The organism is Peribacillus sp. V2I11 (assembly GCF_030817135.1).
Lineage (GTDB): Bacteria > Bacillota > Bacilli > Bacillales > DSM-1321 > Peribacillus > Peribacillus simplex.
The window spans coordinates 4067400-4092273 of record NZ_JAUSYW010000001.1 but is presented as its reverse complement, the minus strand read 5'-3'; the positions used below and the strand labels follow the sequence as shown (position 1 = coordinate 4092273).

22 protein-coding genes and 1 riboswitch are annotated in these 24874 nt (G+C 38.3%); of the genes, 3 read left to right on the top strand and 19 right to left on the bottom strand.

The genetic code is table 11. From position 1 onward, the window contains the following. Positions 1–63: 63 nt before the first annotated feature. Genes mnmA through cymR form a run of 3 tightly spaced genes read right to left on the bottom strand, consistent with a single transcriptional unit; the run spans position 64 to position 2834 of the window. Entirely contained in the window at positions 64–1179 is a 1116-nt protein-coding gene (gene mnmA, locus QFZ73_RS19955; protein WP_251428817.1) for a tRNA 2-thiouridine(34) synthase MnmA, read from the bottom strand. Between the two features lie 29 nt (positions 1180–1208). Then, positions 1209–2354 carry a cysteine desulfurase family protein gene (locus tag QFZ73_RS19950; protein WP_307269813.1) on the bottom strand — a complete coding sequence of 382 codons (1146 nt, stop codon included), beginning with the start codon at positions 2352–2354 and terminating at the stop codon, positions 1209–1211. A 60-nt stretch (positions 2355–2414) separates the two neighbouring features. After that, complete coding sequence (gene cymR, locus QFZ73_RS19945) at positions 2415–2834, bottom strand: cysteine metabolism transcriptional regulator CymR (protein WP_034308657.1); 420 nt, start codon at positions 2832–2834, stop codon at positions 2415–2417. A 356-nt stretch (positions 2835–3190) separates the two neighbouring features. On the opposite strand from cymR, the gene QFZ73_RS19940 reads away from it, so the two are divergent. Next, positions 3191–4462, top strand: coding sequence for a replication-associated recombination protein A (locus tag QFZ73_RS19940; protein WP_307272932.1), 1272 nt, complete (start codon positions 3191–3193; stop codon positions 4460–4462). 29 nt (positions 4463–4491) lie between these two features. On the opposite strand, the gene QFZ73_RS19935 is transcribed toward QFZ73_RS19940, so the two are convergent. From QFZ73_RS19935 to QFZ73_RS19925, 3 genes are all read right to left on the bottom strand, one after another. Further along, positions 4492–4668 (bottom strand): hypothetical protein, encoded by a 177-nt coding sequence (locus QFZ73_RS19935; protein WP_307269810.1) that lies wholly within the window; start codon positions 4666–4668, stop codon positions 4492–4494. Positions 4669–5187: 519 nt separating this feature from the next. After that, positions 5188–5559 carry a hypothetical protein gene (locus tag QFZ73_RS19930; RefSeq protein ID WP_307269807.1) on the bottom strand — a complete coding sequence of 124 codons (372 nt, stop codon included), beginning with the start codon at positions 5557–5559 and terminating at the stop codon, positions 5188–5190. A 424-nt stretch (positions 5560–5983) separates the two neighbouring features. Then, positions 5984–6163 (bottom strand): hypothetical protein, encoded by a 180-nt coding sequence (locus QFZ73_RS19925; protein ID WP_307269804.1) that lies wholly within the window; start codon positions 6161–6163, stop codon positions 5984–5986. Between the two features lie 229 nt (positions 6164–6392). Here QFZ73_RS19925 and tagU point away from each other — a divergent pair, with 229 nt between their 5' ends. Then, entirely contained in the window at positions 6393–7322 is a 930-nt protein-coding gene (gene tagU / locus QFZ73_RS19920) for a polyisoprenyl-teichoic acid--peptidoglycan teichoic acid transferase TagU (protein ID WP_307269801.1), read from the top strand. A 459-nt stretch (positions 7323–7781) separates the two neighbouring features. On the opposite strand, the gene QFZ73_RS19915 is transcribed toward tagU, so the two are convergent. The 4 genes from QFZ73_RS19915 to QFZ73_RS19900 form a co-directional block, all read right to left on the bottom strand. Further along, complete coding sequence (locus QFZ73_RS19915) at positions 7782–8240, bottom strand: hypothetical protein (RefSeq protein WP_251428829.1); 459 nt, start codon at positions 8238–8240, stop codon at positions 7782–7784. Positions 8241–8438: 198 nt separating this feature from the next. Further along, complete coding sequence (locus QFZ73_RS19910; protein WP_307269796.1) at positions 8439–8570, bottom strand: YwzD family small protein; 132 nt, start codon at positions 8568–8570, stop codon at positions 8439–8441. 260 nt (positions 8571–8830) lie between these two features. Further along, positions 8831–8968, bottom strand: a complete 138-nt coding sequence (locus QFZ73_RS19905; protein WP_249598458.1) for a hypothetical protein — start codon at positions 8966–8968, stop codon at positions 8831–8833. Positions 8969–9494: 526 nt separating this feature from the next. Then, on the bottom strand, positions 9495–9599 hold the full coding sequence (locus QFZ73_RS19900; protein WP_082162823.1) for an anti-repressor SinI family protein: 105 nt from the start codon (positions 9597–9599) through the stop codon (positions 9495–9497). Positions 9600–9617: 18 nt separating this feature from the next. After that, positions 9618–9701: riboswitch (cyclic di-GMP riboswitch) on the bottom strand. Between the two features lie 617 nt (positions 9702–10318). Between QFZ73_RS19900 and purF the strand changes: the two genes are divergently transcribed. Then, positions 10319–11689 carry an amidophosphoribosyltransferase gene (gene purF / locus QFZ73_RS19895; RefSeq protein ID WP_251428832.1) on the top strand — a complete coding sequence of 457 codons (1371 nt, stop codon included), beginning with the start codon at positions 10319–10321 and terminating at the stop codon, positions 11687–11689. A 1323-nt stretch (positions 11690–13012) separates the two neighbouring features. Here purF and QFZ73_RS19890 read toward each other — a convergent pair. From QFZ73_RS19890 to QFZ73_RS19850, 9 genes are all read right to left on the bottom strand, one after another. Next, positions 13013–14812, bottom strand: coding sequence for an ABC transporter ATP-binding protein (locus QFZ73_RS19890; RefSeq protein WP_307269789.1), 1800 nt, complete (start codon positions 14810–14812; stop codon positions 13013–13015). A gap of 213 nt (positions 14813–15025) precedes the next feature. Then, positions 15026–15508, bottom strand: coding sequence for a lasso peptide biosynthesis B2 protein (locus QFZ73_RS19885; protein ID WP_307269786.1), 483 nt, complete (start codon positions 15506–15508; stop codon positions 15026–15028). Positions 15509–15541: 33 nt separating this feature from the next. After that, entirely contained in the window at positions 15542–15826 is a 285-nt protein-coding gene (locus QFZ73_RS19880) for a lasso peptide biosynthesis PqqD family chaperone (protein ID WP_307269783.1), read from the bottom strand. Then, entirely contained in the window at positions 15816–16757 is a 942-nt protein-coding gene (locus QFZ73_RS19875; RefSeq protein ID WP_307269779.1) for an HPr kinase/phosphorylase, read from the bottom strand. Before QFZ73_RS19875 ends, QFZ73_RS19880 begins: the two co-directional genes overlap by 11 nt. 125 nt (positions 16758–16882) lie before the next feature. Next, positions 16883–17014 carry a paeninodin family lasso peptide gene (locus tag QFZ73_RS19870; RefSeq protein ID WP_251428845.1) on the bottom strand — a complete coding sequence of 44 codons (132 nt, stop codon included), beginning with the start codon at positions 17012–17014 and terminating at the stop codon, positions 16883–16885. Positions 17015–17029: 15 nt separating this feature from the next. Next, on the bottom strand, positions 17030–18970 hold the full coding sequence (locus QFZ73_RS19865; protein ID WP_307269772.1) for a lasso peptide isopeptide bond-forming cyclase: 1941 nt from the start codon (positions 18968–18970) through the stop codon (positions 17030–17032). An 872-nt stretch (positions 18971–19842) separates the two neighbouring features. Continuing rightward, a complete protein-coding gene (locus tag QFZ73_RS19860) occupies positions 19843–21072 on the bottom strand; it encodes a nucleotidyltransferase domain-containing protein (RefSeq protein ID WP_307269769.1) in 1230 nt (409 codons plus the stop codon). A gap of 928 nt (positions 21073–22000) precedes the next feature. After that, positions 22001–23032 (bottom strand): GDP-mannose 4,6-dehydratase, encoded by a 1032-nt coding sequence (locus QFZ73_RS19855; RefSeq protein WP_307269766.1) that lies wholly within the window; start codon positions 23030–23032, stop codon positions 22001–22003. Further along, positions 23007–24383 carry a UDP-glucose dehydrogenase family protein gene (locus tag QFZ73_RS19850; protein WP_307269764.1) on the bottom strand — a complete coding sequence of 459 codons (1377 nt, stop codon included), beginning with the start codon at positions 24381–24383 and terminating at the stop codon, positions 23007–23009. The genes QFZ73_RS19855 and QFZ73_RS19850 overlap by 26 nt, the downstream gene beginning before the upstream one ends. Positions 24384–24874: the final 491 nt, after the last annotated feature.

Here is a 24874-nt window from a genome sequence, read left to right as displayed (position 1 = left end):
GGCGGTACACCCGCAATCCAAAAGAAGTCCCCAACCGCAAACACAGCTGGGGACATGCTTATTTTACCCTACGTAAGTCAGTTTTTCACCTTTTTTAAATACTTCATCAATCGTACCGCCGCCAAGGCACACTTCACCATCATAGAATACGACTGCTTGTCCTGGTGTGATCGCGCGGACTGGCCCGTCAAAGATGACTTCGACATCACCATTTTCCAAGACCTTCACCTTAACACCGCTATCCTCTTGACGGTACCTGAACTTTGCCGTACATGCAAATTCACCAGCCGGTATATGTTCCGCTACCCAGCTGACATTCACTGCACGAAGGGAATTGGAATACAGCACATCATTATCGAAGCCTTGACACACGTATAAAACATTACGTTTCAAGTCTTTTCCCGCAACAAACCAAGGTTCGCCGCTGCCGCCAATCCCTAGACCGTGACGCTGACCGATGGTGTAATACATCAATCCGTCATGCTTGCCCATTACCTTGCCATCCATCGTGACCATATCACCGGGCTGAGCTGGGAGGTAATTGCTTAAAAACTCTTTGAAATTGCGTTCACCGATAAAACAGATCCCTGTAGAATCTTTTTTCGTTGCCGTGGCAAGACCCGCTTCTTTCGCAATTTCACGGACTTCCTTCTTATCAATGTGTCCAAGCGGAAACATGACTTTTTCCAACTGTTCTTGAGTAAGCTGGTTCAGGAAGTACGTTTGATCTTTATTATTATCGACACCGCGAAGCATTTTGTATTCGCCATCCCGGTATTCAACCTGTGCGTAATGACCTGTAGCCACATAATCGGCACCAAGGCTTACGGCATGTTCAAGAAATGCCTTGAACTTGATTTCCTTATTGCACATTACATCCGGATTCGGGGTACGGCCCGCTTTATACTCATCCAAGAAATAAGTGAAAACTTTATCCCAATACTGCTTTTCGAAATTGACCGCATAATAAGGGATGCCGATTTGATTACAAACGGCAATTACATCATTGTAATCTTCCGTTGCCGTACAGACTCCGTTTTCATCTGTATCATCCCAGTTCTTCATGAAAATCCCGACCACATCATAGCCTTGATTCTTCAATAGCAGGGCTGACACAGAAGAATCCACGCCTCCTGACATACCCACGACGACGCGGGTGTCCTGTGGTGCTTTTCTCATTCTGTCACCTCATTTATTTAAAGCAGGAATTATCTTCCCACTAATCTATTAACGATTTTAACGGTGGTTTCGGCCGCCTGCCTTACTTCCTCTTCCGTGTTGTTCAGACCGAAGCTGAAACGAATCGAATTCTTCGTCCGCTCCGAATCTTTCCCGAACATCGCCACAAGCACATGCGACGGATCGATTGACCCAGCAGTACAAGCGGATCCGCTCGATACCGCAACACCTACCAAGTCCATATTAACGAGCATCGATTCCACATTCGTACCCGGAAAACTGACATTCAGCAAATGCGGTAGTGACTGTTCCATAGATCCGTTAATTTCATATTGTACATCCGCCTCATCGAAGACGGCAAGCAATACGTCTTTAAATCGCTTGTATTGCTCCCTTTTCTTTTCCATCGTGCTTTGTGCAATTAAAACAGCTTCTGAAAAACCGGCAATTGCCGGCACGCTCTCCGTACCTGCACGGCGTTTGCGTTCTTGTTCCCCGCCATATAAATGCGGATTCAGCTTCAAGCCTTCACGAATATAAAGAAAGCCGATTCCCTTGGGGCCGTTGATTTTATGCGCGGATACACTCAGCAAATCCACACCCAGCTCACGGACGTCGATGGAGACCAAACCATATGCCTGAACCGCATCCGTATGGAAAATGGCTTGATGCCCCTTGATCAGCTGTCCGATTTCAGCAATCGGCTGGATCGAACCAACCTCATTATTGCCGAACATGACCGAAACCAAAATCGTGTCGTCCCGCAATGCCGCCTTTAAATCGGCAATTGAAATAAGCCCCGCTTCATTCACAGGTAAATATGTGACCTCAAAGCCAGACTTCTCAAGGTATTGGCATGTATGCAAAACCGCATGATGCTCAATCTCCGTCGTAATGATGTGCTTCCCTTGTTCTTTATAAGCATTCGCAATACCAATGATCGCCGTATTATCAGCCTCGGTTCCACCGCTCGTGAAAATGATTTCATTCCGCCCCGCACCGATGCTCGCTGCAATGCTCGAACGCGCCTCATCCAAAACATGGCGCGCCTCCCGCCCGAAAGCATGAATGCTCGACGGATTCCCGAAGTCATGGTTCATGACTGTCATCATCCTATCGATCACATTCGGATGCATCGGTGAAGTCGCAGCATGATCTAAATATATTCTGTCCACTTTTTTGTCGCCTCCATTAAAAAACGCAAGCGCCTACATAATAGGCGCATTGCTAATCACTTAAATATAGTACATATAAGAATCGATTTCACCCGTATCCTTGTAGCTCGCCAAATCCATAAGCGTCGTATTATCCAAAACATCCTTCACAGCATCGCGAATCCGGATCCAAAGCTGGCGCTTCACCGGCTCCTCATCCTCAATTCCTTCAACAGGGGTAATCGGCCCTTCCAATACACGAATGACATCACCCGAAGTAATCTCCTGAGGATCTTTAGACAGGACATACCCGCCATACGCACCGCGGACACTCTTCACCAACCCAGCATTACGAAGCGGCGCAATCAACTGCTCCAAATAATGCTCCGACAGATTATGCGTCTGGGCAATCGACTTCAAACTCTTCGGGCCTTCTCCATAATGTTTAGCAAGCTCGATCATGATCGTCAAACCATAACGGCCTTTAGTAGATATCTTCATACATATACACCTCAAATTATTTATCCGTTTCTAAATTCTTTTGAAATTATAGCATATTCCCTCCGGAAATGCATTCACCCGCCCTTCATTTGTCAAATTATCCTAATTGGAAAGGTAGGAAAAATGAAAATGAAGAATGGAATGCAACTGATTAGATGACGAATTTTTACGGGTGTGGGTGGATTATTAGGTTAGTACGGTCGATTTTTCGCGTTGGACGGGCGGATAATCAACCTTACAGCACAAATTACATCCCCAAACGGACCCCCATCATACGAATTCGCCTTCTTTTACAGCATAATCAGCGCATTTCCCCCATCAGTTGTGATACCTTATATAAAAAGGAGAGGTGCGCAATGAATATAAAACCGCTTGCTTTCCGGATGCGGCCTCGATCGATTGATGAGATCATCGGGCAGGAGCATCTGGTCGGTGAAGGGAAAATTATCGCAAGGATGGTGAAAGCCAAACAGCTTTCATCCATGATCCTGTATGGTCCGCCGGGAATTGGCAAGACATCGATTGCAAGTGCGATTGCCGGGAGCACGAAGTTTGCTTTCCGGACGCTGAACGCGGTGACCAATAATAAAAAGGATATGGAAATCGTGGCAGCCGAGGCGAAGATGTCCGGGAAAGTGATTCTGCTGCTTGATGAGGTTCATCGACTAGATAAGGCGAAGCAGGATTTCCTATTGCCTTATCTTGAAAACGGGATGATCACCTTGATCGGTGCAACGACCAGCAATCCCTACCATGCAATCAATCCGGCCATCCGGAGCAGGTGCCAGATTTTCGAGCTCAAATCATTGGAAACCAATGATATAACCAAAGCTCTGGAACGGGCACTTCATGATGAAGACCGGGGGCTTGGTGCGTATAAATCGGATGTCAGCTTCGATGCCCTTACCCATTTCGCGACTGCTTCGAACGGGGATGTCCGCAGTGCCCTTAACGCTCTTGAACTCGCCGTCATTTCCACCGAACCCGATGAGTCCGGAACGATTCATATAGATCTGCAAATTGCCGAGGAATGCATGCAGAAAAAAAGCTTCTCGCATGACAAGGATGGAGATGCCCATTATGATGTTCTGTCCGCTTTCCAAAAATCAATTCGCGGCAGTGATGTGAATGCAGCCCTTCATTATTTGGGGCGCTTGGTCGAAGCCGGCGATCTTGTCAGCATTGCCCGACGCATGGTGGTCATTGCCTACGAAGACATAGGTCTTGCCAATCCGCAGGCTGGTCCCAGGGCACTCGCTGCAGTCGAAGCCGCTGAACGGCTCGGTTTTCCTGAAGCCCGGATTCCACTTGCCAACTCGGTGATCGAGTTATGCCTTTCACCTAAATCGAACACGGCCATTGTCGCAATCGATGCAGCGCTTTCCGACATTCGCAGCGGCCATAGTGGAGATGTACCGGATCACCTTAAGGATGCCCATTACAAAGGGGCCACCGAACTTGGACGCGGCATCGGCTACCTTTATCCGCATGACTACGAGAATGGCTGGGTGAAACAGCAATACTTACCGGACAAACTGCGCAGCAAAAAATATTACAAACCGAAAAAGAGCGGGAAATTTGAACAAGCCCTTGCCTCGGTCTATGAAAATATCGAGAAAAAGAAATAACTCCGGATCACTTCTGACCCGGAGTTTCTTTAATGTGGAAAATGAAAACTTTTAACATGCCTCATATTGACAAAAATCGAATCCCCTTGAGCATTCATCAACCGTACTGCTCCTTCCAATATTCGCGGATGCATAGCTAAAAAGAGCATGACCAGCTTATTGGTTTGTATACGGGAAAAGTGTACAGCTACATTCCATTTCGGCACATTAAAGATATCTCCTTTCCGAACTGAATTTCCAAACTTACTTCTATTAATATATATGAATGTTTCCAGAGAGTCCTAGTTCAATATACTGACCAATATATTTAGATATCATTTGGTGACCGCCATTCTGTAAAAAACAACTTAAATCCCACCAGTAAGCCATTGTGTCCAAAGAAATCCACAGGGAGTATGTACAACCGTCAGCCAAACGCTCCGGCTAGGCCTTTCTTCGTTAGAAACCCGAAAGCTTAGGCTAAAATCCCTTTGATCGCCTTGCTTGGACAATTTCCCCCGGAAATCAGTCCGTAATCTGTTAGGGTTTCATCAAGGGCAGAAATAACATTTCAATAGATTCTAGCTCGATAACTTTTACAGCATTTACATGTAGATTATTGCAGACTGCATTCCGCATACTTTTAGCTGAAGAAAAATTAGAGGATATGTCAATTACGGATGCTCTCGGCATGTCCACTTTTCATAAGAAGGCACAACAACTTTTTAGTTGCTGTACCTGTATGGTCAGTCTCCTTCTTTATAAATACCCTTCGATGCTTTAATCATATTATCCAGCCACATTTTCTTAAATACATTCACACGACGAGGACTGCCATTCTCTTCACCCTCAGTTGAATCCTCAGTTTCTTCTGCAGTCCCGGAAAAGATTGCATTTGAATTCCCTTCATCCGAAGAGCTTTCCGTTGAGCTGCTTTCATCTGATGAGCTTTCTGTTGAGCTGCTTTCATCTGATGAGCTTTCCGTTGAGCTGCTTTCATCTGATGAGCTTTCCGTTGAGCTGCCTTCGTACGATGAGCTTTCCGTTGAGCTACTTTCGGTTGATGAGCTTTCCGTTGAACTACTTTCGTACGGTGAACTTTCCGTTGAATATTCCATTTACTCTTTAGCCTCCAATATTTATTTATTCTTTAGGGATATCCGTTGAGCTGCTCTCGTACGATGACCTTTCCGTTGAATATTCCATTTATTCTTTAGCCTCCAATATTTATTATTCTTTAGGGATATCCGTACTGCATATATATGCGCCTTCTTTCTAATAGGGACTTTGCTTATCACCCATTTTAAAGTAAAACCTCATTCACTTGGAAATATTTAGAAAACCTATTTCACCTGGCCAAATTCATTAGATTCAAAGGCTTTTCTCCTTGCAAACAAAAAAATAACCTCGGAATCATTTCCGAAGCTACTTTATTATTTTTCCTATTAGCTATGATGTCCCATTAGCAACCGACCACCGATTTCCCACTACTTTCACATAGGTCCCCGACATTTTCCTTGGAGATGATCTCGCCATCCTTAATCAGCATGACTTCATCTCGATTTCATAAGTAGCCATGATAACCATTTGCAATTCAAAATTGATATAAGACGGCAAGCTCCGTACGATCCACTCCCGGACCATAACGTCCAAGCCTGCGGCAATGCTGGCTGTAAATTCATGATTACCCATGTACACATATAAAAAATCTGCAACTTCCAAATATCCGGATGCTAAACACTAGGCCAAATTACACAGCCAATAACCAGAGAAGTGTGGATTTTCCGATCAGTCACTCCTTCCGCATTAAACCTTTAAATGAAGAATTGTTCTAATTAAATTACACCAAAATATGCCAAAGGTATTATAAAATAACATAATATACTATTCTTTTATATTGAAATTAAATATAATAGATGAAGTGGTTACAAAAAGAGGAAGGAAGTAAAATATGAGACATGAAAAAAAGAAGAAAAAGAAACGGACATGGCTGAAGGTAGTCGGGATAATTGTCCTACTTTTTATATTGGCAGGCGGAGCCTTTGCCTACTCCGTATGGAATTCACTGACAAAAACCGTTGACACGATGCATACACCAATAGACCGTACCACGGATAAACGAACGAAAGATCTTGCACTATCAGATCAGGAGCCCTTCTCGATGCTCATGCTCGGTGTCGATGAACGTGATGGTGACAAAGGCCGTTCGGATACAATGATCGTCCTGACAGTCAATCCACAAAAGAAATCGGTCAAAATGCTAAGCATTCCGCGTGATACACGGACCGAGATCATCGGTCATGGTACACAGGATAAAATCAACCATGCATTTGCCTTCGGCGGCGCGAAAATGTCCATGGATACCATTGAAAACTTCCTTGATATCCCAATCGACTATTATATGAAGATCAATATGGAAGGCTTTAAGGATATCGTCGACGCAGTCGGCGGAGTGACCGTGCAAAACGATTTGGACTTCACATCGGATGGCATTCATTTTGCAAAAGGTACGCATACCCTTAACGGGAAAGAAGCCCTTGCCTATTCAAGAATGAGACATGATGATCCGAGTGGTGATTTCGGCCGTCAATCCAGACAGCGTGCCATCATCGAAGCAGTCATCAAGGAAGGCGCAAGTCTTTCCTCTCTGACGAAATACGATGAAGTCTTCGATGCACTCGGTAATAATATCCAGACGAATTTGACGTTTGATGACATGATGGACATCCAAAAGAACTACAGGGACGCAAGCAAAAGCATTACCCAATCGTCCATAAATGGCAACGGAACGAAAATCGACGGAATCTACTATTATATTGTGTCGGATGAAGAAAAAGAAAAGGTCCAATCCGAATTAAAAGAACAATTATCCATCAAATAAGAAAAAATGAAAGAGCTGTCCGGACCCGCATCCTGACAGCCTTTTCATTTTCCCCGTCCAATATTCTGACAAAAAACGAACACCAATTGTAGAGATTTGTTGGAATTTTTGTTGTTTATTAGGCATAAAAAGACGGTATAATCTAATATGAGCTGACAAATCCATCTTCCCCTTGCCCCTGTAAATCACTTGACACTATTATTCTTTGGACCCGGAATTCCATCAACCACCATTCATCAACTATAATAAATAATCCTAAACAAAAGGAGTGGATTTAAATGAAAATCAAAGCAGGCAGCTGGGCTATGCTAAGCACACAGGACAAAATGTTTATTTTGAAAGCCATCAGTGATCGTTCAAGAATGAAATATGTTTCATGAGAAGTAAATCTATTCGGCATTATATGAGAGCATCACCTCTCCCTTTTCTACGAACTTGGGCCTGAAAAAGGAGAGGAATCTATTCAAACCGATAATCCCATAACAAACGCCATTCGCCCTTTTCTTTGACGACATAGCAATTTTGTTCCAATGTAAACACCCCAAAGCGAGAATTGAAGACCTGTGTAACTGGAATTTCATAGGCCGTTTTATGCAGCCTTCCAACCTTATCCAGCCTCCAGTTCTTCACTTTCTTAGAACGGCCTACATCATACTGAAAAGTCTCCACATCCATATGCTGTAAAAATACATGCGACCGATTTTGCACATAATCCGCACGATTCGGAAACCGCTGCTTCATTTCAGAACTTAACAAATCCCAGGACTTCCCGAACTCCGCCTCACTTTCATATTCATAAAAATCTTCAACCACACTTTTTGAACCGCTCGGAAAAAGAAGAATGATACAAGCTCCTGCAGCGAACACCAAAAGAATAGCCCTCAATACCCCTATTGGAATCTTACTTTGTCTCCTCACCCTCATCACCCTCACAGGTTATCATTATTTATATATATAAGGGAAAACCATAAAAAAGAAGCATGTTGTTAGACATGCTCCTTAAGTAATGTATCTGATATGATTTCTTGGATTCATTGACGCCTTCTCCATCGATACCAGAAAAGGAGATGAGCATTGCCCATGAAACGGGCAAAATGGGGCATATGTATCTACGGATCATATTCTTTCAGGTTGTTCAATGATCCCGCTTAATTTCTCCTTAATATCCTCCATAAGTTCATTCACAGTAACATCTTGTCCAGACTCACCCTTGGCAAAAGTGTCTTTTAAAATATCAAAAAAATCCATTAGAAATTTCCACTCCACTATATAATTGAGCCACCATTTCATACTGTTGTCCTAATCCTTTTTTTAAAAATAAGGAATATAGCTCATTTATTTGATAATCCCATAAATAGTAGGAATTGGCAAGCGGAAACTACTATATTATCAGAAAATTACTAAAAATTAACATTCCCTTAATATTCAAGGGAAGGAATACTACCAGTCAATATGTATGGATAAAAAACAAAAAAGGACCAATTCCTCAGCCCCTTCGATACCCCATATTATGATTTTCCCATAAAATAAGTCATTAATGAAATTAAAACTAATGTAATGGTAATATAGGTTCCAATAAAAATTTTCTTGCTTCTTTGTTTCTTTTCATAAACTTCCTCGAACGTAATGAATTTGTTTTTTGTCATCAAATAGTCTCCTTATGCTTTGATGGCAGCTATCTGACATCGCCTTAAGCGAAGTCCCTTTGCTTGATCTCCATAGTGTAGTATCGGCACACAACTAAAAAATATTTAAGTATTATTAACTATTTCTTTATAGGTTATAGTTCTTAAATCTGCAGAAAGTTACGACTAAAGCATTAGGTTCATTAACTGAATTCTATGATCATCATGATTAATCCTGCCTAGATATCATTTTAATAATCTGAAATTATTAAGCGCTTAGTTTATAAAATTCATGATTATTTTTATCCAACCGAAAAATGACAGCCATAACGGTACACTGAATAAAGTTCCCCATATTAATCCCTTTATAAAAGCCTTAAGTCCATCCATAATAAAATCCCTCTCAATTAGGTTGTATTTTTATTGTCCCCAGGTTCTTTATTCCAGATACCTTTTACGGTCATTTCCAATAATGAAAATAAAAAAAAGAAGACTGTATAACAGCCTTCCCTAACGTAATATTTATCCCCTGATTTGCTTTTCCAGTTCATTTTCCCTTGATGAACTCCCGCACATCTTCAATAGATAATCCTAGATTTTTAGCCTCTAAAATTAGATAAACCCATTCTTCCCGTTCATTGTTAGCTTCCATGATAAATCCCACCCAACTTGTGGTAACACAGCCGTCTTAGCATTTAGCCTTAGACCTGTAATTTTGCGTCCCTACTTTTCAATAGGTTTGCCTTTCTCAAGAATATTTCACATTAATTACTAACCAAGATTAATAAATCTCTTGAATCCATGTTAAATAAACCATCATGCCCTCAAAGAATTTACCCTTAATTAAAACTATATTAATGTTAATTATACTTAAAAACGTAAAAATAGCTCTTAATACTATTCGTTTTTTTCTGTCATTTTTCTACATCATTCATCAAAAAGTGACATCACCATGCAAAAACACTGTTATAGTGCGCTTTCTTTACAACTCAATTATTAAAAATAGATTTATAATAGCATATATAAGCTTGAATTTGCTATTCCACAAAAATAATAAGTGTGCTAAGTGATTCAGTTTTAATTTATTTTCCCTAAGAAAAAAAGCCAGCATGCCAACCATAATATGGATGTAACCTGACTTTTCGTGAACTCTAGTAACTATTTAATTCAAAATATTCCGTTATATCCAAAAGTCTTTTATACCAAGATATTCACTCAATAATGCTAAGCAATTATCCCTGTTCCATAGAACTGTTTTATGGCTGCAACTTGTTTAATCCCATATCCATTTACCGATTAGTAAATAAGAAGGATAGAAATTCACCTTTTGCCAAAAATAACAAAAAGGATATCAACGGGAGGAAGAGAAAAATGGATTCAGAAATGCAGGAGAAATGCGGGGTATTTGGAGTGTTTAATCACCCCAAAGCAGCCGAATTAACTTATTACGGACTTCATGCACTTCAACACCGTGGTCAGGAGAGTGCAGGAATTGTGGCTAGTGATGGGAAATCATTCAGGAATCACAGGGGAATGGGCTTAGTTACCCAAGTATTTTCACGGGACATCCTTGATGGATTAAGCGGAAATATGGCCATTGGTCATGTACGATATTCAACTTCTGGTGAAAGTTTACTGCAAAACGCACAACCCCTCGTTTTTAAATATAGTGAGGGGGACCTGGCTGTTGCTCATAATGGCAACCTCGTAAATGCAAGGATAGAACGGGATGTGTTACAACAGCAGGGAAGCATATTTCAAACAACGACCGATACTGAAATTATCGCTCACTTAATAGCTCGTTCAAGTAAAAAGCATTTCGCGGAAAGCGCACCTGATATGCTTAAACGTATCGACGGTTCATTTGCCTTGATTATAATGACTGAAAAGCAAATGCTAATTGCCCTGGACCGTCATGGGTTACGTCCGCTTAGCCTTGGAAAAATTGGTGAATCAATCATCGCTTCCTCAGAAACATGCGCTCTAAATGCGGTTGATGCTAAGTTCTGGCGGGATGTTGAACCGGGTGAATGGCTTCTTATAGATGAAAATGGAATTCAAACTGGAAGATTTGCAGAAAAAGGTAAGGTTTCCCTTTGTTCCTTTGAGTTTGTCTATTTTGCCCGTCCGGATAGCGTTATTCAAGGAAGAAGTGTCTTAACAATCCGGAAGGAATTAGGTAAAATTCTGTCAAAAGAACATCCGACACAAGCTGATGTTGTCGTTGCAGTTCCTGAATCAAGCGTTCCTGCCGCCATTGGTTTTTCCCAACAATCAGGAATTCCATATGAAATGGGGATTATTAAAAACCCTTATGCTGGTCGTTCATTTATTGAGCCCACCCAAGAATTGCGCGACTTAGCTGTTCGACTGAAATTAAGCGCCGTGCAAGAAATTTTGGAAGGAAAAAGGGTGGTATTAGTCGATGACTCGATTGTTAGAGGAACCACAAGCAAGCGCATTGTCCAATTGATTCGGCAAGCAGGGGCCAAGGAAGTCCATGTAAGAATTAGTTCACCCATGGTTAAAAACCCTTGTTTTTATGGAGTGGACATGCCAACTAAGGAAGAACTATTTGCCAACAAACACGAACACGAACGAGCTATGGGACAGGTTATCGGGGCAGATTCCTTAGCCTTTTTAAGCACCGATGGGTTATTAGAGGCAGTAGATGTGGATCTTGCAGAAACTAGCAGTCGCTGTATAGCCTGTTTTAGCGGTGCATACCCAACTAGTATTTGAAGTGATACAGCTTAAGCAGGATTAAAATGGCAGGCACCACACAATAACAACTGTCTTTGTGTGATGCCTGCCATTTTCCTACTATTAAACCTTGGATTTTTCACTGTTTTCTAATTGCTCGGGCAAGTACAAGACGCTGTCTTTCTGCTCCTGACAGTCGAAGTCCTCGATCACCAATTATTGTATAATCCGAGTCTTTAATTTCTTAACTTATATAATTCATTATAATTTTGATCCAACCGAAAAATGACAACCACAATGGTAAACTGAATAATGTTCCCCACTATATGATTTTTTATTGTGACCTTGTTCTTGTTTTAAAACACCAATTAATTCCATTTTAATAAAAGGAATTGAAACAGTTTGTGGTTGATTAGTAAACAGTTCATAAAAAAAGAAGGCTGAAACAGACTTCCCCATGTACACATATTCTTATATTTCCCATTGATATGATGACTTTTCAAGTTCTGTTCTCTCCTAATGAAGTCACGAACGATAATCCTGAATTTTTTCCCTTTATACATACCATTCTTTTACTCTGTAACTATCACCTCATACAAAATACCTTTCCTTTAATGATGTGAAGTCTGTATTTTTATGACAGGTGATTTCACCGATTTTCTTCATACCCATATGTCCCTGTAGACACCTTTTATCATAATGTTACTTCGCTTACACATATCATGATGGATCTTTAAAACCACGCAAACTAAGGAGCCTAAAACTTTTTTATTTTAGGCTCTCAAAAAACAAACTAATGACTTTTATTCAACACGCTAGATGCTATGCTAAAGTGGTTCTCCTAACACTTTGGAGGTACATTTAGGTTAATACTCATTATATCAAAACATATTACTTTAACCTTCTTCGATGTTGGTTAAAAACCTTTATGAAAATACTATTATCATCGGATTTAAAAAACTTAACTCCAACTAACTTTAAGGGTGTCCATATTTCTTTCATTTGGTATAAAGGCATTTTAAAAAAATTCATCCTTTCTTAATTAACCCAGTCAATAGAGCAACCGCTCTCTAGATATGAATCATAGCTTTGAATAGTTTCTCTTTCTCTAATTTTCTTTAATAATACCCAATATTTGATTGATTAATCCACAAAATAGCATTGTAATGTCATATAACCCTGATGTTAGACCTATTCATAAGAAATAAGCTTGTTCATAACATTCAACGGACCTTTCATTCTTTATTACAATTAAAAATGCTGGATAAACCATTTATTTATTGTAATGTAATTAATCTCATTTTCATATAGTATCTACTCAATGTTAAAAGAAAGTTCAGCAAATCGGCTTTAATTAGAGAATCACACACTTGATTCCATTTGGATACCTAGTAAATTACTAAACATCCCTCTTTTTTCACTCGCTAGTTGGTTATATTCACCGACCTGAATGATTTCTCCCTGATCCATGACCAACACTTGATCGGCATTGCGAATCGTCGATAATCGATGAGCTATGACGATGATCGTCATTTTTCCCTTTAATCTTTCAATAGCGGATTGAATCTTCGCTTCGTTCTCTGTATCCAATGCACTCGTCGCTTCATCCAAAACGAGGATGGCCGGTTTGCGTAAAATCGCTCTGGCTAACACTAGACGCTGCCTTTCTCCTCCTGATAGTCGCACTCCTCGATCGCCGATGAGTGTATCCAAACCCTGTGGAAGCTTATTGACAAAGTCAGCAGCTGCAGCGAACTCCAAAGACTCCCATATGGACTCATCACTTGCCTCAGGGTCAATGATCAGCAGATTTTCCCGTATGGTTGCATTAAAGAGAAATGGATCTTGCGGGATATAACTTATGGACCTCCGCAGCGATAACAAGCGGTCATTGGTAAGGGGAATATCATCCATTCTGACTTCGCCCCTATTAGGATGATTCAACCCCATTAATATATCTATTAAGGTGCTTTTTCCGGCACCCGATCGGCCGACAATAGCCGTCATGCGGTTAGAGGGGATTTGTATGCTTATATTTTTAAGGGCATAAGTGCTTTCATTTTGATCATAACTAAAATAAACATTACGGCAATCTAACCCTCTTTTAATTTCAATGGGCATGATATTTTTATAATCGGATTCATATAACTCTCTTGCTTCTCTACATTCGTTTTGTAAATCCGACAAGGCTTTAAAAGATGGAAGCGTAGATCCTATTTGCTCTAAATTGGATTGAATGCTAGTGAACCTTGGCCATAACCTTGAAAAAATGACCATGATCAGCATTAATTGTGCTGGCTGGGCCATGAACATCTTTATCGAAAAAAACACAAAAATGGCAATTAAGACTGAAGATACAATTTTGAAGATCATCTGGGACGTCGTATTTAAAGTCGTTAACTTGATTCTATTTTTTTCCATTCTCTCACTTAAAGAAAGAAACCAATTCAAATGAGATTCCTCTAGTGAATTACTTTTGATATCTTTCATTCCGTTAAGGTGATCAGTCATACCCGCTAAATAGGTTTGTGTTAGCTGAAAGGTTTCCTTTCCAATAGACTGAGACTTTTTCACGAATTTTCGGGACGAAAAAATAAGAATGATCCCAAAGGCTATTATAAAACTCGTCATTGGAACAGATAAATAAAAAGCTATTCCGATTTGAATGAAAGTAAATATAAGGGAAGATATAAACTGTAAAAATAAATTAATACCTGCACTTACATTGAAGGTTTCATTGGTCATGATGTTGATAATATCGGTTTTCCTCTTTTTTAAGTAAAATCCCCAATTGACCTGCAGCAGACTGCCATACGCCTCATCCCTTAACTTTCTAACAAAACCTTGTTGGATTTTAACTCCCAAGATTGTTTGATTCCGCTTAAATACACTTTGTCCAACCATTAATATCACATAAACACCAAGTATTAATGAAAGACTGAGCGTTTCCGGAATTCCTGTGAATAAACCATTAACCCAGCTTAAGAAAGGAACGTCATCCGTTTTTATATCCATTACACCGGTCAATCCAATCAATGGAATCAATAAGAAAATTCCTACGCCTTCTAAAAAGCCTATTATTATCATACAAATAAGATTGATATATAATATTTTCCCCGAATAATCATGTATTTGTTTCGTAAAAAGTAAAAGATGCTTCATAACCATATCCTCCATTTGCAGGCCATATTTGATCATTTTCCTCCATGTTACTGGTGATGAAGCGCGAAAATGGAAGGAAAGGTTTTGGGTATCACTTTTCTAAAATTATTATTCAATGAAGATATAAAAGAGTATATGTGGGGTTGGTGATGCGTGGACTCCTGGATGAATCTTTGAGGGTTTATTTGGTTACAATAGTATGTTTTAAGATTGTTAACTAGATTCTTGTTCTTTCAGGCCCTTAATTACGTTCTCTTTAGAGAACTTAGAAACAACAGTGAACCTATCCATCACTTCAGCTCCCGTTATATAAAAAGGTCCACTGCGCAACCAAGCATGTGCAATGAGCCCTCCATTCTCATCTTTGGCTGTACCTAAATAAAGAGTGCTATCAATCTTTCGCTTTTCCAGCATCTTCATAGCCGCCATTGCCTTTACAAGACACTGGCTTTCCCATATGGTGTAGCGGCTCATGATTTTTATAGCCCGCGATACATTTGCTAAAATCTCTTTATCAGCTGCATTCAATTCGTATGATGACTCTTTCATCTGTTCACCAAGTGTTGGGGCAACTTTTGAAAAGGAAATGCTTTTAAGATAACGGGCCCTGCCTAAATGTAAAAAGGCTTCGATATATAGCAGCTTTGTCTTGAAATTTAAACGAAGAAAAGTCTGAGCTTTCTTTACGATATTCATTGTTTTAGCCTCCTAGACTAAAGATTCATGATACTAGGAATGGATGCTAACTAAGCCTTGTTCTAGCAATTGACTTAAAAAGTCAGTGACATGTGTCTGACAATCGGTTTGATCGACATTGTATTGAGACTGTAATATTGCAACTAACTCTTGAATCGTGATGGGCTCCTTCATTAACTCCCATATTTCCCCGCCCAGTTCACCTAAATTATAATATTTACCGTTAGAAACGCTTAACATCACTTTTTCCCCATCCATGTCACTTACTATGTTACCTGGACTTTGGCTATATTTCGTATCAAGTTGATTAATAATCATGAACTCTTTCCTCCCTTTTTAATACGTTTAAAATTATTTCCAATAAGTCCGGCGCGGTGAACCGATTCGTTGGCCTACGTAATTGGAAAAACTCGATTTTCTTAATCATTTTGGCAGAAGTATTAAAATGCCAGTCCATCAATCCAGATCTTTGGATAAAAAAATTACGGTATGTATGATGATACAATTTATAAAATCTTTGAAGAGATTGTATAGGCTTAATATCTATCTCGTCATTTTCTCCCTTGATCAATTCAAATACACCAGCAAGCGGGAGTTGTTCGGTAATAAACTGATCTTGGACCGGAACAGCGAATTTATCTTCTCTAACAATGAGTGGCTGATAGTTATTTGAATCCATTTCAAAATGATTTAAGCTTTCCATCCATAATTTTTGTTGTGGATATGAAGGTGTTACAATTGGTATATTTTCATTATTTAGCGTTACGGGTATGACATCATCACTCATGAGCTTATAGCCCCTTTTTAAAAAAGCTGAAGCAAGAGTGGATTTCCCTGCACCAGAATCACCAACGATGGCATATGCCTTTCCATCTATGGCTACCGCACTTCCGTGTATAGGAAGGATTTTTCTTTGCATCAAAATGGCACCCATGCATGTTCCGAGGATATAAAGACGAATCTCATCCTCTTGTGCCGCATCAATTGGACAAAATTCTATTCTATTTCCGCTTTGAATCAAGAAAATGGCCGTCTTGGAAACATGGAACATGATCCAGTCTTTCTTAATGACAAAATCATCATCAGGAACTGAATGCTCAGACCATAATGTATGGAGATCCGCTTTTTCGATAATGATTTCCGTTTTATCATCCTCTACATTAATAGGAAGCAATTCGGGCAAAGCTATATCACTTGTAACGGTTAAACCATACGCTTCATATACAGTCTTTGTTTTGATACCGAACATAATAAATACCCCCGCACATAAATAACGTCTCTTAATTAGACTAGCTTAATGTATAAGTCATACCCCTATTAACTGGATAAATAGGGGCTTAGGGGAATCCTAACAGACTTGGTAGCGTAAAAAAATCAACTGAAAGTTATGTCACCTTTAGGTGTATGTGATGGGAAAGCAGCATCTGTATATTCCCCTTCAGTTCCAAGCATTGTTTGATTGACATCAAGAATTTCCAATTCAGGTTTTTTCCATTCCTTTTTCATAGTATTCACCTCCTTTTAATTGAATCGTTTTAAAAATCGATACACGATTAAACTCCGCATTAGGAATTTATGGTCAGGATTTGTAGCAAGTTCTGGTCCAGTTCCTTTTTTAACCGTTACTAAGGCATTCTTTATCGCTTGACCATCCAGGAATTCCAAAGCTTTATCATCCGTGCTCAGCTGCTCAATGTCCTCTATGAATTCACTCCATTTAGGAAGCATACGGTGAATCCAATCTGCTCCTTGCACACCCCTGTACCGTTGGTTTAGCCGTACCTTATCGGGCAAGAAATTCACTGTAGCATTTCTAATCAGGGCACGATCCATCCCATTCTGTACATATTGACTTTCCGGAAGTGATAAACAAAAGCGAATAACACGGATATCATTCGTCGGATCTCGCTTCCACAACTTATATCTTAATGAGAGCTTTGTGGAAAGCGTATTCCCTGCATTCCATTGAAAGATATCTTCAAAGTGCTTTTTTCTTTCATTAAAAATATCAGAATTCGAATACCAGCCTGTTTCATCCATGCCGAATTCCTTAAATCTGTCATATACGCCTATTCCATCTGCAAAACTTGGATTGATTAAGGAAGGAATTTTATATGGAGCGCCTTCCGGAAAGATCCGATCAATGATAGGAAAGCCGATTCTAGCAATAGCTTTCACCTTTCGTAACCTAGAACCGCCAACATTTCTCCTATAATGGTCCAACTCTTGATAAAGCCGAACCCACTTTAATCTTTTTAATAGGAGTGAGTAATACTCTAAGGGGAATCCCCAGGAAATTGAAAAGTTCCCTCTATCTCCATTAAGCAAAACACCTATGTCGTCCTCATTCGCTTTTTCAAACATCCCTTTCAACCAGAAAGAATTTTCAAAAAACTTATATGGCATCTCCATGATGTCGAGGAAGTCTTCCATTTCAGAATAGGAGTCTTTCCCCTTAAAGTCACAATAATGATCAATAATGCCACCAACATGACCTACCGTAGATTTGATGAAGGGCCGCTCATCCGCCAAAAAATATCTAGGAGTAAAATCTTTAAAATCTTCGGGAGGAATATAACTATATGTATGCAGTGCATTGCTTTCCCGCTGCAATTGATTCACCGCAAAGCCAACAACAGCCCCGGAATCCAATCCACCACTCAACTGGGCGCCAACCTTCCGATGTGTCCTTAATCTGGATGTTACAGCTTCCTGAAAGACACTTTGGAATGCTTCTATGTAATCTTCATTAGATTTAAGTTTTAACTTATCCCCTTGAGTTAAATAGGAATATCTTTTTAAAGACACACTATTATTCTCTATTGTTAAACTATGGGATGGTGGTATCTGATTTATGGTTGTATACGGCGTTAATGATGAATCAACCGCATCAATCATTCCCGATACGGCCAAATACTCAGCAAGCCACTGCTCATTCAACTTTTTTTCAATAAAAGGTAATGATAAAAGTGGATCCATAGTCGTGCAAAAGGCAAATTTCTGATAGTTTTGGTGATAATAAAGGGTTCTGCTTCCTGAAAAATCCCTTGCCCCAAACAACTTCCGTTTCTTTTCGTCCCAAATGACAAAAACAAAATCCCCTACTAAGTATTTGGGTGCATCCTCACCCCACTTATAGTAGGAAAGTAGAATCAGTTCACTATCCTTCATGCCCTTTTGATCGGATGGCCTAACCTGTAACCTTTGGAATAACTCATCACGATTATCAATAATAGCATCAGCAGAAATGGTACATTGCCTTTCAAAATCATAAAGCGGGAGCTGCTCTCCAACAGATTCAGGCGTGATCCATTGAGCATGACAACCTAGAAAAATCTTTTCTGAATTCCACATTTGGATTGAATCAGCAGGGTACTTTTGTAAAGCCGTCATCAAATTATGGCATTGTTGAAGATTTATAGGTTCTTCATTAAAATGATAAATTCCGGCTATAGCACTCATGTTTTCCCCCTGGTTGTTTTGTTATGTAAGATTGTGAATACTAATCTTTGCAAATCCAATATATATATGCACAATTTAGGGAGACTATTAAAATTTTAGCTTTCTCCTGAGTTGATTCATTACTTTGATGAAAATACTTCTATCATCAGACTTAAAAAATTTCACCCCAACTAATTTTAAAGGAGTCCATATTTCTTTCATTTGTAATAGAGGCATTTATATTCAACCTTTCTTAATAAACCATGTATTATCTGTATCTTCCTTTAAAAGATTCCATTTTTATATCCACGATTTAAAAAAACTAAAGAATCAAATATTAACACTAGTTACTTTTATACTTATTAATTGTTTTTGTATTCATATTTCCCCTGATTCGTCCTTTTTAAGAAATACATCTGTCATTTTATCTGTTTTTACGAACATTTTGTTCTTTATAGCGAATTACATAAGCTAAAATTACCATCTATTTAAGCCTATGTCAATAATATTTTTCCATATTCAATCTATAAATGTACGTAATAAGTAGGACTAACACTTTCTAACTTAATAAGGATTTTCCGGTCCTATTCCGAATAATATTCTCATAATAATTGATGAGTATACCTATAAACCAAAAGGAAACCGGTGTTGATAGCATTAATCTACTATTCCAACTTTCAAACACTACTACATCATATTTTTGAAATCCCTCTTTTTTCTCAAACACTTTTTTTATGATCATGCATTAATTAGGACAAAATTTTATAATAACCTTATCCCCCCCAAACCTCAGCCAACAGCAGCCCGTATAAATGTCTAGAAAAAATAACCCCATAATGCTAGAAAGCAGAATTCTTACCTTTTTGCCATCTACCACTATCGAGTTATCTTAATCAGGACTTCCTTGTTTTTCTCCAGAATATTAAAAAGGGACGCAACGGAAAATATAAAAAATAAAGGGATTTAGGTAACCTCAAGGTTTTTACATCCCCAGAGGTTGGATTTAATAATTTTAAAATAAAAATCAGTTTGTGAATATTAGTCTTTACAGAATATTGATAAAGGTTAACAATGAACGACTTCTTGAGACTCGACTTTATTGAAAACGGGTGATGCTTATTGTAATTAGCTAAAGCTTCTTTTGACGACTGGTTAATATACATATGACCCATTTCAACAAAATAAAATCCGGCCAATTTTGCTAGTTTTCTTGAACGTTTTTCTTTTGTTAACGGTAAAATCTCATCATGAATTGGAGTTTCAAATAGTTGAGCAGATAATATAAGTGCTTGTCCTATTAAGTAAGAGTGTTGGTATTTTTTTAGTAATGGGTAATCTCCTTTTGTAATATTTCTTTTTCTAATGATTTGATCAATATCTGCTAACCACCGAAGACGAAACCACCCATGTTTGGCACCATGAGTAACAAGATATAAAAACAAATCATCCTCTCCAAAGAGATAAACGGGATAACTTGTGAGTAAACTAATCCTTTTCCGATTCCAAAATTCTTCAAAGCTTGGCTCTTTTGCAGGGGGACGATAGAGTCTCCAATGAATTTCAATCTGGATTTTCTTTTGAGAATGATAGTATGATACGTGGTGACTACCCCATTTCCTTATTGTTAAAATGGGTGAAACTCCCTCTTTTTCATATCCACAATTAAATAAAAGTTCTTCAGCTTTTTTTAAATCAGTTATAGGAATTAGAATATCTAAATCTTTGGAAGTTCTTAGGGAAATATCCCCATAAATATCAGCAGCAATTGCCGGACCTTTCAAAAACAGAAGACGAATATTATTTTCATTAAATAATTTACTTACACGTTCCATTTCCCCACTTAAGTGAAGCATTTGAAACGTATTTTCTTTGTACTCTTGATACAAGGTTTGAATAACATATAAAGGAATTAACTCTACATCTATCTTATTTAACTTTGAATAAACTAGTGGATATATTCGATGGTGCATTGCCAACTGCAAGAATAACTCCCAATCAATATCTATAAAATATTTATTATTTATTTGCTCTGTACCTTCTTTATTTTCCATATTAATAATTTGAAGTAATAACCTTAATTCCTTTGGCATATAAGACAGGTCAATATTTTGAATTTCCCCCATAACCCCATCCTCCTTAGTTGTACCATCTTAAACATAGTATCTAAAAAAACTGCTGCATAGCTTATATAAAGAACAACTTATTCTTTGTTTTTAAGATTGTCAAGAAATCCCTTGGCACAAAAAATAATCTGTCCTATATAATAGAGAATAATGAAAACAATGAATTATCAAAAAATAAAATCGGTATTAGAGTTAGTGGTTTCCCAGTTAAGGATAGGATTTGAAGCGTTAGAGTTTCAATGAGTTGAATAATTTACTAATAGTGTATAAAGCAATTTTGAATGGACGATATATATACTTTTTTTAAAGATATAGATATAATAACCTATTTGGTCAATGGATAAAGTACACTGATTTTAGGGTATGACTAGAGATTTACAGCAAATTATTAAGCTTCAGGGTTCTGTACAAAAATAAAAAAAAAGAAATTTCTAAATGAATTATAACTTCACTCTGCAATGATTATCGCCCTTCTTCAAAACCCATTTAGCGAATTCAATGAGGGAAGTTTATATAATCTAAACAGCTATAAAGATTTTCTAAACTGTTTTTTTCCATTTTAAAACATATTATACACTTTTAGAATTATTATTGCACTAATAAATTAGGTAAATAGTAATGTTTTTGATAATCTAAATTTGCATCACTTTTAAGTGGTTTGATCATAGAATTCTCCTGTATGGCTTCAGATTCTCTCAAAACAAGAGTGTTTTAAAAATATCCCCTTTCTACAGTAAAAATACCTTACTTCACAATTAACAACGAACACTCATATCCAGTTAAACAAGGCTTCATAGCCAAATTCAAAAAAGACAAAGAGCTTTTAAAGACTCTCTGTCTCTATTAATCTTTATTGAAATTTTTAGTGTTGATAGGCATCATAAATTCAAAAATGTTTTCATCACCATTTAGCTGGTTTATGTTGTTGTTACTTTTTATTATAGTATTCCACATACCAATTTACGAACATTTGCAAACCCTCTTCTATCGAAGTTTCCGGCTTAAATCCGACAGCCTTCTGCAGCAAATCAGTAGATGCATACGTGGCAGGTACATCTCCAGGTTTGATTGGTTCGAAAACCTTATTAAATTCAACCTCTTTACCTAATGCATTACTTAAACATTTCTCCAAAGTTTCAATGAAAACCATCAACTTTTCAGGATTATTGTTTCCAATGTTAAATACTTTGTGAGGAACAGTATTTTCTTCAACTGAAGGATTGGAAAGAAGACGTTCTATTCCCTCGACAATATCGTCAATGAAGGTGAAGTCTCTATATAAGTCATTTTCAAAATCACCATTATTAAAGATCTTAATTGGTTCTCCAGCAAAATACTTATCAGTAAATCCAAAGTAGGCCATATCCGGTCGTCCCATAGGTCCATAAACCGTAAAGAAACGGAGTCCAGTTGCAGGAATCTTATATAGATGACTGTAAGTATGGGCCATCAATTCATTGGATTTCTTAGTCGATGCATAAAGTGATACAGGATTGTCCACATAATCCGTTTCTTCAAATGGAACCTTTTTGTTAGCTCCATAAACTGAACTCGATGATGCGTATACAAGATGATCCACAGGATTATGCCTGCAGGCTTCAAGAATATTGTAAAAACCGATGATATTACTTTGAATGTACACATCTGGATTTTCTATCGAGTATCGTACTCCTGCTTGGGCAGCAAGATTTACTACAATATTAGGTTTATACTCTTCAAAGATATTGGAGATCATCGCTTTGTCAGAGATATCACCTTTGATAAAGGTAAACTTCTCAAAGTGCTCCAGTTTTTCCAAACGATCATATTTAAGCTTCACATCATAGTAATCATTTATATTATCAACACCGATTACATTACAGCCCTGTTCTAATAACTTCCTTGATAAGAAAAATCCGATGAAGCCTGCTGCTCCAGTGATTAGATATATTTTACTAAGATCTAGGGATTTGTAATTCAACGTGCTTCGACTCCTTTATGCCTTTTCTAGTAGCAGGTTTTCTACCAATCGAGTGATACTCAACCCCTGTTTCCTGCATCTCTTCAACACTATAGATATTTCTTCCGTCATATACTAAAGGAGTCCTCATCAACGTTTTATATGTTTTAGGCGTTAATGCTTTCACTTCTCCCCATTCAGTAAAAATAAAACAGACATTTGCACTTTCTAAGGCATGTTCTATATTCGCAACATACGTGATACTGCCTTTGCCATTCTTACCTTCTGGATACACTTTAGCAAAATTCTCTGCTCCAACAGGATCAAAAGCATAGATATCAGCACCCTGCTCTAATAATAAAGGCACATTTTCGAGAGATGCAGCTTCTCTTAAATCGTCAGTACCAGGCTTAAAAGTTAATCCTAATACAGCTACCTTAAGACCATTAAAAGTAATTAGTCTTTTACTAGCTTTTTTATATAGCATCGTCTTTTGGTCCTTATTAACATCGATTGCAGCTTTAACGGTTTTAATCTCGTAACCGTTTTGTCTTGCCAGATACTCCAAAGCTTTAGTATCCTTTGGAAAACATGAACCACCATAACCAATACCCGCATTTAAAAACTTGCTTCCAATACGGTTATCGAAGCTCATACCTCTTGCTACATCCTGAACATCCGCGCCAACTAGTTCACAAAGATTGGCGATATCATTCATATAAGAGATTTTAAGGGCCAGAAAATCATTGGAGGCATACTTGATCATTTCTGCGGATCTTCTATTGACTGAAACAACAGGTAAATGAAACGGCTCATAGATATTCTGCATGAGTTCTTCAGCCCATTTACTTTCCGTTCCGATAATGATCCGTTCGGCATGCAGTGTATCATGCACAGCAGAACCTTGTGCCAAGAATTCCGGGTTCGATACAACCTCCACTTTTACATCATTAACTAAAAAGTCTTGGATAAACTGCTCGACTTTATCATTCGTTCCAACCGGGACCGTTGATTTCACAACTACTAAACAGTCATTTTCCACCGATTCAGCAATTTGCCTTGCAACGGTTGCAATATAAGAAAGATTGGCAGAACCATCTGATTGCTCTGGAGTACCGACACCGATAAAGATCGCATCAGCATCCTTATAGGCTGATTTATAATCAGTTGTATAATCAATCCTTCCAGCAGCATAATTCTTCTGCATTAAGTCTTCTAAATCAGCCTCATAAATAGGCGAAATCCCTGACTTCATTACGCTTACTTTATTTTCATCTATATCAACACAGGTTACTTGATGACCAACTTCGGCAAAACATACACCTGCCACTAAGCCCACGTAGCCTGTTCCTGCTACTGCTATTTTATACATATTCACGCTTCCTTTATTTTGTTATTTGTAAAAATGAATCACTATAGTTATTGTTCTACTTCCTATCTTGTATTTGGCAATCAACTCAAGCATTAAGGTTATGTTTATCCCAAAATTCAAAAAATGCCGAATCATTATCCCTTAAAAGAATACAAACTGGGGCACTTAATATACAAGTGAAGATTTTCAAAATCAATTAAAAAAAGTATGGAATGAATATGTCATTTATTTCGTAATGGTTGCACTTATGATAATGCTTGTATTGAAACAGCTAACTTAAAAAAGAATAAGTTTCCAAAAATGTTATTTGAACTTTAAAACAGCAAAAATAGCTGTCTTTCAATATTTTGAAAACAGATACAATCGCGAGCCAATACACGAAGTAATTATTTATTTAACACCAGATAAAGTAGAAAGGTTCTGCAAAGCGGATTGACTTAACCTTTAGTGTCCAATAAAATTGACATAACTCCAATAACATGGACTCCTTC